A 10519-nucleotide genomic window follows, 5' to 3' on the forward strand; every position below is an offset into this window, starting at 1 on the left:
TTATCAGTAGCGGCATTCGTTAGTCGCTAAAAGGAGTTTAAATATTATGAAATCAAACAAGACCGTTCTGTGGGGCTGTTTAATCTTTGTTATTGCCTTATTAGCTGCCTTTATCCTGGGTTTTATATTCACTTTTGGTTCTCACGGAGCCAAATCTGCAAAAATCCCTTCCAATGCTTGGTTATATGTAAATCCAAGTGCTTTAATTCCGGACTATAACGAGCTGGAAGAATTACGCTTTGTAAATGTTTCTTCTCCCAGTGTTCAGGAAATTTGCGCTAAAATAAAACTTGCTGCCAAAGATGAGCGTATTAAAGGAATACTTCTTCAGCCCCAAATGATTATGACCAATTATCCTGCTTTGGAAGAAATGTCTTTAGCAATAGGGACTTTTCAAAAAAGCGGCAAGCCCGTACTTGCTTTCGGAGAAAATTTCACGCAGGGGGACTATTTACTTGCTTCCTGTGCTGATAAAATTTATATGGAACCCTCTGCTTCGGCAGGTTTAGCTTTACAAGGTGTTTCCGCTAATATGCTATTCTACAAAGAGATGCTGGATAAATTAGGCATCAAAATGCACATTTTACAATCCGGTGAATATAAAGGTGCCGGTGAGCCCTTTTCGCAAACCGAGCTTAGTAAAGGCACAAGAGAAAACATAGATGCCGCTCTGTATGATATTTATAACCATTTACTTTCCCTTGTTGCACAAAACAGAAAGTTGGAGACAACCCAGGTAAAAGATATTTTTGAAAAGAGGGACGACTTCTTTTTAAGCGCTGAAAAGGCAAAAGAACTGAAATTGATTGATTACGCTATGAGTCGTGACGAAATGCTAAAAAGTTTGGGCTTGGAAGAGGATAATTTTATGAAAATTGCCAATTATTCTCCAACCGCAAAGAAGAAAGGCGATAAAATAGCTGTGGTTTATCTGAATGGAAATATTGCTCCCGTTTCGGGTTCCAATTTTGGCAGTCAAGGCATTATCAGTGAAGCAAAAGTGAAGAAGATTATCAAACAGATTCACCAGCATAAAGACATTAAAGCGGTTGTTTTAAGAATAAATAGTCCTGGTGGTTCCGCTTTGGAATCCGAGCTCATTTATCAGCAATTGCTTAAATTAAAAAGAGAATATCCTCTGGTTGTTTCAATGGGGGGAACAGCTGCTTCAGGTGGCTATTATATTTCCTGTGCTGGGGATTATTTAATAGCAGACCCGGGAACTTTAACTGGCTCTATTGGAGTAATAGGTTTAATTCCTGAAATGGCAGGATTGGGTAAAAAAATCGGAGTGCGTTCTCAGACCTTGAAATATGGCAAATTTGCCGGTGCTTTAAGTCCTTTGGAACACTATGATCCGGCTTTAATAGAATCCCTGAAACGCAGTTCCACAGCTACCTACAACGAATTTAAACAAAGGGTGATGACTGCTCGCAAAATATCCCCTGAAAATATTGAAGCCGTTGCTGAAGGACGCATTTTCAGTGCTGAAGATGCTCTTACCCATAAACTTATTGATGAAATCGGAACTTTGGATAAAGCAATTGCCAAAGCTGCAGGTCTGGCAAAAGTAACTTCATATTCCTCTGTAAATTTCCCTAAAAAGGAAAGTTATTGGGAAGCACTAAGGGAATCAGACCTCTTGAATTTGAAAGAACGGTTACAAAATAACAATGATCCTGCAACACAACTGGAAAAATATCTGAAACAGATATCTGCCACAGGTGAATGGCTGTATTTAATGCCTTATACCCTGGAGTAAAATGAAAAACAGCAGGATGGTTGATGTCCTCATCAACCAGACATAACTATCTAAAATATAATTTGGACTAAAATGAAAAAGGACTCCTATAATACAGAAATAATTGTAAATGTCCACCCCTTAGAAAAGCGGGTAGCGGTTTTGGAAGATAGCCGCCTGGTAGAACTCTTTGTGGAACGCAGAGAACAACAAAACATCGTGGGCAACATCTATAAAGGTATTGTAAAAGATGTTTTACCCGGAATGGGAGCTGCTTTTATTGAAATCGGACTGGAAAGAACCGCTTTTTTACATTATAGTGACATTGTTATGGATTTCCTGGATATTTATGAAAATGCCCTACCGCGCACGAAAGTAAATCCTGAGGACTCCTCTCAAATAGATAAACTCTTAAAACCGGGTCAGGAAATTGTGGTTCAAGTGCACAAAGGACCCATTGGTTCCAAAGGTGCACGTTTAACAGGTCAAATCTCAATTCCGGGAAAATACCTGGTGCTTTTTCCCAATAAAGATAAAATTGCTGTCTCCCGTAAGATTTATTCTCAGGCAGAACGCAGTCGTATTCGTAATCTTCTTTCCGGAATTAAAGACCCAGGATACGGTTTAATTGTTAGAACCGAAGCGGAGGGCTGTGAAGAGGATGATTTTCAAACAGAGTATAAGGCATTGATAAAGACCTGGCATTTGATTGAAAAACAAATTAAATATGCCAAAGCACCTGTTTGCGTGTTTGAGGAAAATGCTCTGGAGAACTATCTGATTCGTGATCTCTTTGGGGAAAATGTAGACCGCTTGGTTATTGACGACAAGAACTTTGCCAAACGCATTATTTCCCAACTGACAGATATTTCGCCTGAACTGATAAATAATATAGAAATTTACAGAGAGGATTCTCCTATTTTTGATGCCTGGGGAATTGAAAAGAAAATTGAAACCGTTCTGCATAGCCGTATTTATCTTCCCAGCGGAGGAAATATCAAAATTGAACAAACAGAAGCCCTGGTTGCCATTGATGTTAATACCGGAAGTTTCACCGGAAAAACCAATTATGATGAAACAGTGCGCAAAACCAATCTGGAAGCAGCCGCAGAAATTGCCCGCCAAATTCGTTTACGTGACCTTTCCGGAGTGATTATCATTGATTTTATTGATATGGTTGAGGAAAAATATAAAAACGAAGTGCTGGAAATGCTGAAAAAAGGTTTGCGCCGAGACCGTGCCAAAAATAAGGTCTATTCTTTTACAGAGCTTGGACTTGTGGAAGTTACCCGTAAAAGAATGCGCAATACCTTAATCTCCAATTTTTCTGATCCCTGTCCTTTTTGTAACGGAAGCGGACGCATTTTAAGCAAGGACTCTGTTATTATGCGTATTTACCGGTGGCTGAACCGCAGCGATTATTTCATTAAAGATAAGAACTTACGCATTGTAGTTAATCCCGATTTGTTAAACCATATCAAACAGCATAACGAGGACTTTACTGCATACAAAGAACAGATTGAATTCACTTCCGATCCTTCCATTAGAATAGATCAATTTAAGGTATATCTGCTTCCTGGACTGGAAGATATAACATCCAAGTTTTCATAGTGCACTTTTCACACAATTTTCACTTTTATAGTTTTGGCAATTCTTCTATCCAAAACATATCTGGCATCGCCAACAGCCACAACTACATTCGGTTCATCATCATCGTTGCGGAACATAGAAATTTGCGCTCCAATATATAAGCCCCTTTCAATTATTTTCAGGTTATTATTATGAATAACTACAGCATTACAGCCCTCCGGTAATTGATCCAGAGGGAGGCATTGACCTGCTTTACATACACCGTGTCTTTTTCTGCCGGAAAATTTTCTGCTCCAACCCCGAATTCTTACTCTATTCCGTCTGGAAAGCATATTTACTCCCTATTTTTCGCAAAGTAATATAAATGAAGGTAAAAATAGCTCCTATAACAACAAACCAGAAGATGGACAGAACATTAAAAGCCAGTATTTGGTATATCAGGGTAGCCACCATCCAGGCAAGCAAAGTTAAGTAGACAAAAGCAAAAAGCATCCATTTAAAGCCGTGTTCCTTAAAAAGCATTGTGAGCGAGGCAGCACAGGGTGAATAGAGCAAGATAAAAACAAGATAAGCTAAAATAGAGGCATTACTGCCAAAACTGCTTTTGATATTATTTGCCAGCTGATCGCCTGAAATTTCTCCCTCTGAATTTTGGTAGAGACCCTGCAAGGTTCCAACAATTGCTTCCTTGGCAAAAAGTCCGCTGATTAAAGCTACGGATGACTGCCAGTTATCACTTTTAATTCCCATCGGCTGTAAAACAGGGGTAATCAATTTTCCTCCTAATTCCAGAATTGAGGTTTTTTCGCTATCCCTTCCTGTTGGAATTTGAATACCTTGCAGAATATTTATCAATACAATTACCAGTAAAATGGTTTTCCCGGCTCTCAACAGAAAACTTTTCAAGCGATGCCAGGTATGCATAAAAATACCGTTTATAGTAGGAATATGATAGGCAGGAAGCTCCATTACAAAATCACCCGGAGCACTCAGAAAAATGGTCTTTTTTAAGAGCAAGCCGGTTAAAACACCCATAATTATGCCAAAAAGATATAAACCAAAAATCACCAAATCCGCATACAGAGGGAAAAATAACATTACCAGAAAAGTATACACCGGAAGCTTGGCTCCGCAAGATACAAAAGGAGTTAAAATGGAGGCAAAAACCCTGTCCCGGGGATTTTCCAAAGTCCGCGTTGCCATAATTGCCGGAACGGTACAACCAAAACCTACTAATAAAGGTATAAATGCCTTACCCGGAAGCCCTATTTTCCGCATAAATTTATCCGCTATAAAAGCTGCTCTTGCCATATAACCGGAATCTTCCAAAATAGATAAACTTATGTATATGAAAAAGATAGGAGGAATAAAACTGCCAATGGTTACAATCCCTCCTCCAATTGCTTCACTTAATAAATAATTCAGCCATTGCGGAAAAGAAAGTGAACTTAACAAATTGCCCAATTGCTCTATAAACAACCAGCTGAGTATAAATTCTATGAATTTGATGCAGGGTTGGCTGAGTTTTACCGCAACCAGAAAAACCAAATACATTACAATGAAAAAAACAGGCAATCCCACAACGCTATTCAGCACAACTTTATCTACCATATCGGAAAAAGTTAACCGGCTTTTACGCTTGCGTTTCACTACATCTTTTATTAAACCGCGAATATAACCATAACGATCATCAGCAATTACAAAGGTAGGTTCTTGACCTCTATGTTTCGCTATAGCAGATATCTCTTTCTCTACAAGTGCCCTATCTTCATCCGATAAACGGGAAGTTAATTCCGCATCACCTTCAATCAATTTCAATGCCTGCCAACGACTTTTTATCAAAATATCATAGGCAATTGAAGCAGATTCGGAAAATTTACGCTGGGGAATTTTAGTTTCCGGCTCTCCTAAACCTGATTTCAAAACAATCTGCCAAATATTTTGCAAGTGCTTTTCCACTACTTCATCATAATGAATCGTTGCCGGAACGGGTGGTTGAACTAAATACTCCTCTACTTTGTCCAGAATAGGAGAAACCTCAATCCGCTTATTCAAAACCAGAGGAAAAACCGCAAAACCAAGATGAGAACTTAAATGTTCGGTATCAATATAAATTCCATTGTGCTCCGCTATATCTATCATTGAAAGACACATAATAAGAGGAGCTCCCAATTCCATCAATTGCACCGTTAAATACAGGTTGCGTTCCAGGTTGGAAGCATCTACAATATTGATGATAATATCGGGTTTTTCTGTTAAAATATAGTTGCGGGCTACCAATTCATCAGGACTTCCTCCTGCCAAAGAATAAATGCCTGGAAGATCAACAACTTCATAGATTTTGCCCTTATAATTGCATCTTCCGGATTTATGTTCAACCGTTACTCCAGGCCAATTGCCAACTGTTTGATGTGAACCGGTTAACGCATTAAAAAGGCAGGTCTTACCTACATTGGGATTGCCCGCTAAGGCAATTACAGGTCTATTTCTCATCGGATTGAGTTTCATTCTCAATTGGATTGCATTTCCAGCAAAGCCCTTTTATATTTAATTCAATTTCTTCTGGCTTAAATTTTAAGTCCTGCGCCTGCCTTTCCAGAACCGGATAAAGAGTATTTAAATCCGTTTCCATTAAGGCACCGCAATTTCTGCACAGCCAATGAATGTGTTTCGGATGACCAAAAATATGTTCATAGCGTTCTCTGCCTTCACTGCGTAAGGCATGTTGCACAAGCCCTGCATCCAATAGTAAGGGAATAGTCCGATAAACAGTTGCCAGAGAAATGGCATTGGTTTTAGCCCGAATTTTGTCATACAATTCTTCCACATTAAAATGGGTGTGCATATTGAATACTGTTTCCAGAATACAACGCCTGGGTTTGGTGAGTTTGAGTCCCTTATTGATAAGGTATTGATTGAAGATAACAGCATATTCTTCCATCTTTTTAAACCTCTTTGTATTGATAATCATTTGCAATTAAATTTAACTGGCGAATTATGTCAAGAAAAAAGGTTGAGAAGGTTGAGAGGGTTGAGAAGGTTGAGAAGGTTGAGAAGGTTGAGAAGGTTGAGAAGGTTAAGAGTGTTGAGAGAGTTTAGAGAGTTTAGAGGGTTGAGCTACATTAAAAGCCCGGAGGGCGACACAATGATGTAGAGGGTGCGTAAGCCCCTCGTTAAAATGTAAGCTCCGAGTATTTTTTACTTTTTTTCTTTATTTTTTAAAAAAGCCAGAAGGGCGACACAATGATGTAGAAGGTGCGTAAGCCCCTCGGAAAATTAAAAATCCGCGAATTCCACAAAATCTGCGTAATCTGCGTGAAACAATTTCATAAAGAACATTGTCCTCCGTTTATATTACTTTAAAAACGGAAGCCAACAAGAAATTTGAAATTGCTATAAAATGTCTCGTCTATATAACTATTATCAAATACGGGAGTGAGACCCCTTTCATATCTGAATTCACAAAGAATCTTATTGAAATCCAGACCCAGATTGAATTGGTAGCCAATAACGAAGGAAGATAATTCAGCAAATTCTTCATCTGTATAATCACCTTCTTCCTCTTCACCTAATGCTCTAATTTCCCAGCCCGAACTAACAGGAATACTGGCAGAAAATCCGGCACCGAGATATGGTTTAACAGCTGAATTGGGGAGTGGAACATTTAGGATCAAGGATACCGGTACCTGGATCATATAAATATTATGGGTAATGGTAAAAGGGACTGTATCAAAATCTTCATCTTCAAAATCTAAATTTACTTTCCATTTGGAACCATTCATACTCAAAGCAATTTCCCCACGCAGATCAATATTACTGGTTATATTTGTAGTACCTGTAAGCCCGAGATGAAAAAGGGTTCTGTTATTGATAGTAAAACCTGCATCATCAAGGTCTTCAATATCATCTCCGCTAAAATTAGCAATGTTTAAACCTCCGATTATACCTGGTTGGATTTCTGGTAAAGTTTGGGACTGAAGCCCTATTGCCAAAAGCAATAAAAGCATTATTAACAAGAAAGTATTGGTTTTCATAATTCTTCCCCTTTTGTATTAGAAATTTATGCTTCTGTTTATTCTTTTAACCTTTGTATTTTTATTAGTTTTACTGTCAATCTTTTTTCTGCTCCTTATAGGATATAAGATTAGTAACTTACCATAAAAAAAGAAAAACCTTGACATTATTTTAGAGAAATACATATTTGCATTTGTCTTTATTTAAGCTGAAGAAAAAATAAATAACTATGGAGGTTCAAATGAATGAAGAATTAAAAGAACAAGTGCAGGATCAAGTTTCGGAAGAAAGTTCTGAGACCGAAGAACAAGCTCCTGCAGTTTTAGGGGATACGCGTAAAAAGAAATCAGTTTTAATCCCTGTTCTAATCATTTTATTTATCATTCTTGTGATTATTGCCGGTTACTTTTATGCAACATATTCTCCCCAAATTCGTCATATCAGTAAAAATGCTTTGGCAGTAGCAAAGGTTGATATTCCCAAGCTCATTAAAAAGTCCGGAGCAATGAAAAAGGGTGAAATTGACGAGGAAATAATTTCAGCCCTTGAAGATTATAATTTGGAAGCATTAGTTAAAGACCCGCGTAGCACGGGACTAATAACTGCTAAGCCATCATACCTTTTTGGTGAGTTTGATACGAAAGAAAACATTCCCTATATTTTTTTGGTTATGCCTATTGCTAATGCAGAAAAGGTGTATTCCTTTGCTAAAAATATAGCTCTACCCAATGGAAAGGAACTTCCCGTTAGTAAAAAATCCGGTATCTACGAAATGGAAATAAATGGTATTTCCTGTATGTGGGCAGGCAAATCTATGGTTATGGGAATGACCGATCCTGATAAGGATAACGACCTTAGTAAGAAAGTGAAAAATTACTTAACTCAGGATAAATCTGCCTGCATTACTGCCAATAAGGATTTTCCCAGCAGAGGCCTGAGAGGTCATGATATAACCCTTTGGGCTAATTTGGATGGAATGGCTCATATTGCTCAAAAGGGGTTAAAAGATGCTCAAGGAAATGTAAATAGGTTAATTTCCCAGCGCAAGAGACGCGACGAATTAATAGATTATTATTATGAAAATAACTTATATCATTTTTACAGATACTGGGAGTTTATGGATCAAATTAGAGTGGATAACCCGGAAAATGTTTTTGAAAGTGTTCTTTTAGCATTAGTTTATGATGGCAAGATTCCAATGGATGCAGTAATTGATTTGCCTACTAATTTGTATAAAACCTATTTCTCTTTCTCCGCCGATTTTGATAAGGGAAAATTGGTTTCTTCGGTAAAATTTGAGACGACCCCAGAAAGGCAAAAGAAACTGGAAAGCGTTATTACCGATGCTGTCAATGTGAAAGACCTTTATCCTTATGTTCCTACCGAAGGATTGATTATGCTGAGCTCCGTAAAAACCAATTATCCGAAACTTTATGCACTTTCGGAAAAGAGAATTGACAAGCTGACGAAAAGTATTACTGATCCTGAAATTAGTAAGTTTATGAAACATTTGAATAAGCTGGCAGATGGTTCAGGCATAATAGCTATAAATATTTTGGACGAAAAGGAAGATCCCTTTATTACTCTTGTTGCTTCAGTAAAGAACAATAAGGGAGTGCAGGATTTGCTGAAGGATATGGGACGTGAAGGTATGCTTAGCAAAGATGGTAAATATTACTATTTGGATGATTTAATCTTCTTTTTTGAAGATAATGTGATGATTTGCACTACCAATAATAATAACTATAAAAAGAGTAACCGCGGTTTGGAAGGAACTCTTGCCAGAGAAATGAATAAAAATCCGTTAAATATGACGATGGATTGCGCGGTGTTAAAAGATTTAAAGCATGTATTCTCCGATGAAGAAGAAGACGCTTTGGAAATGTTTGCGAAATTGAATGCGAATGTTAAAACCAAAAGCGGAACTCCTAACGAACTGAAAGTGGAACTTACATTCAGTGATAAAAAGCATAACTGCTTGAAACAGGTTAAGGATTATCTAAGCGATATTGACAATTTCTGGGATGAAATAACGAAAGAAATAATGTATAGCGTAAGTTATCGGGCTGAGAGAGATGACACATATCCCGAACCTGACTACGAAATACCGCGAGAAGTTATTGAAGAAACTGGACCTATAGCTGATTTTGATACGCTTTATTAACAATAATATATGGAATTGTGATGATAAATATTGCTTTGCCTTAGAAATTAAAGGTTTCTTAAAGAAAATTACGCTGTATATTTAAAACCGCAAAGCATTTTTACAGATATAATAATAGAGGTGGCAAGGAAAAATTTGCCGCCTCTATTTTTTTATTTCCCCTTCTTCCCTAATAGCATTGCTTACTCATTGCTTACCCATTGCTAATGCCATCCGTAATGAGTCCGTAATGAGTAAGCAATGCTATTAAGAAAATGGAGATTAAAGAAGATGAGCTGTTCTAAAAATAGTGGACTATATTTCAAGAAAAAATCCTGTTATGCTTGTTAATCTGATTATCGGCGTTCTCTTTTCTTCCCCGATTATATAGTTTTGCTCTTAAAAAAGCATAAATATTTTCTTCTTTTCTGTGTATTTCTGTTTTCATCGGAATGACAAAGGGCTTTTCCTTCAAGAACTGATATCGGCTTTTGTTCTCTTTACAATATAAGGTCATAGATCTCAACCTATCTGTTTTTCTCTTGTTCTCTTTGTAAAAAAACCCTAAAATATCTGTGTTTCCGTTATTCTTGGTGCTTTCGGTATAAAAATACAAAAATTTTTTGGAAACGATAATAGCATATATTTATGAAAGATAGTTCTATAAAAATAGATATAGAAAAATCGGGATTAGAATTCTAACTTTTTCCTAAATGAGGGAATTATCAATTTTAATTCTTCTCTAAGCTATTTTAATTTTAGCTTTTAGAAGCTTGACAAATCAGAGAGAAATATTTTTTTGGTGAGGATGGTTTTTTTAACAAAATTGAAAACAGCTTAAAGTAAAGAAAAGAAAGAAATTTATCAAGGTGTTGTGGATAAGTTGTGGATAAATCGGGTTTAGGTAGTTGACCGGATGTCTATTTTATCGGCATAACTTATTAAATTTGAATGAGATAGTAATCATAAAACTGTTACTGAGCTCTCAGCATACAGTTTGTGGATAAATAAATTTTACAGGAAAGTGACTT

General features: G+C 37.1%; 7 protein-coding genes. 3 read left to right on the forward strand and 4 right to left on the reverse strand.

The genetic code is table 11. From position 1 onward, the window contains the following. The first annotated feature begins 46 nt into the window (after positions 1–46). Positions 47–1762, forward strand: coding sequence for a signal peptide peptidase SppA (gene sppA, locus CLOAM_RS08950; RefSeq protein WP_015425586.1), 1716 nt, complete (start codon positions 47–49; stop codon positions 1760–1762). A gap of 72 nt (positions 1763–1834) precedes the next feature. Continuing rightward, positions 1835–3352 carry an Rne/Rng family ribonuclease gene (locus CLOAM_RS08955; protein ID WP_015425587.1) on the forward strand — a complete coding sequence of 506 codons (1518 nt, stop codon included), beginning with the start codon at positions 1835–1837 and terminating at the stop codon, positions 3350–3352. Positions 3353–3360: 8 nt separating this feature from the next. Here CLOAM_RS08955 and CLOAM_RS08960 read toward each other — a convergent pair whose 3' ends face one another. The 4 genes from CLOAM_RS08960 to CLOAM_RS08975 form a co-directional block, all read right to left on the reverse strand. Further along, a complete protein-coding gene (locus CLOAM_RS08960; RefSeq protein ID WP_015425588.1) occupies positions 3361–3663 on the reverse strand; it encodes a FeoA family protein in 303 nt (100 codons plus the stop codon). Further along, positions 3644–5824: a ferrous iron transport protein B gene (gene feoB, locus CLOAM_RS08965; RefSeq protein WP_044279145.1), complete on the reverse strand. Its 2181-nt coding sequence runs from the start codon at positions 5822–5824 to the stop codon at positions 3644–3646. The genes CLOAM_RS08960 and feoB overlap by 20 nt, the downstream gene beginning before the upstream one ends. Continuing rightward, positions 5814–6272, reverse strand: coding sequence for a Fur family transcriptional regulator (locus tag CLOAM_RS08970; protein ID WP_044279147.1), 459 nt, complete (start codon positions 6270–6272; stop codon positions 5814–5816). The genes feoB and CLOAM_RS08970 overlap by 11 nt, the downstream gene beginning before the upstream one ends. A gap of 418 nt (positions 6273–6690) precedes the next feature. After that, on the reverse strand, positions 6691–7365 hold the full coding sequence (locus tag CLOAM_RS08975) for an outer membrane beta-barrel protein (protein ID WP_015425591.1): 675 nt from the start codon (positions 7363–7365) through the stop codon (positions 6691–6693). Between the two features lie 221 nt (positions 7366–7586). On the opposite strand from CLOAM_RS08975, the gene CLOAM_RS08980 reads away from it, so the two are divergent. Beyond that, positions 7587–9509, forward strand: a complete 1923-nt coding sequence (locus CLOAM_RS08980; protein ID WP_044279149.1) for a DUF4836 family protein — start codon at positions 7587–7589, stop codon at positions 9507–9509. Positions 9510–10519: the final 1010 nt, after the last annotated feature.

It is taken from the genome of Candidatus Cloacimonas acidaminovorans str. Evry, assembly GCF_000146065.2.
Lineage (GTDB): Bacteria > Cloacimonadota > Cloacimonadia > Cloacimonadales > Cloacimonadaceae > Cloacimonas > Cloacimonas acidaminivorans.

Coding starts and splice junctions, on each gene's coding strand:
- sppA (WP_015425586.1), top strand. CDS start 47: ATGAAATCAAACAAGACCGTTCTGTGGGGCTGTTTAATCTTTGTTATT.
- CLOAM_RS08955 (WP_015425587.1), top strand. CDS start 1,835: ATGAAAAAGGACTCCTATAATACAGAAATAATTGTAAATGTCCACCCC.
- CLOAM_RS08960 (WP_015425588.1), bottom strand. CDS start 3,663: ATGCTTTCCAGACGGAATAGAGTAAGAATTCGGGGTTGGAGCAGAAAA.
- feoB (WP_044279145.1), bottom strand. CDS start 5,824: ATGAGAAATAGACCTGTAATTGCCTTAGCGGGCAATCCCAATGTAGGT.
- CLOAM_RS08970 (WP_044279147.1), bottom strand. CDS start 6,272: ATGGAAGAATATGCTGTTATCTTCAATCAATACCTTATCAATAAGGGA.
- CLOAM_RS08975 (WP_015425591.1), bottom strand. CDS start 7,365: ATGAAAACCAATACTTTCTTGTTAATAATGCTTTTATTGCTTTTGGCA.
- CLOAM_RS08980 (WP_044279149.1), top strand. CDS start 7,587: ATGAATGAAGAATTAAAAGAACAAGTGCAGGATCAAGTTTCGGAAGAA.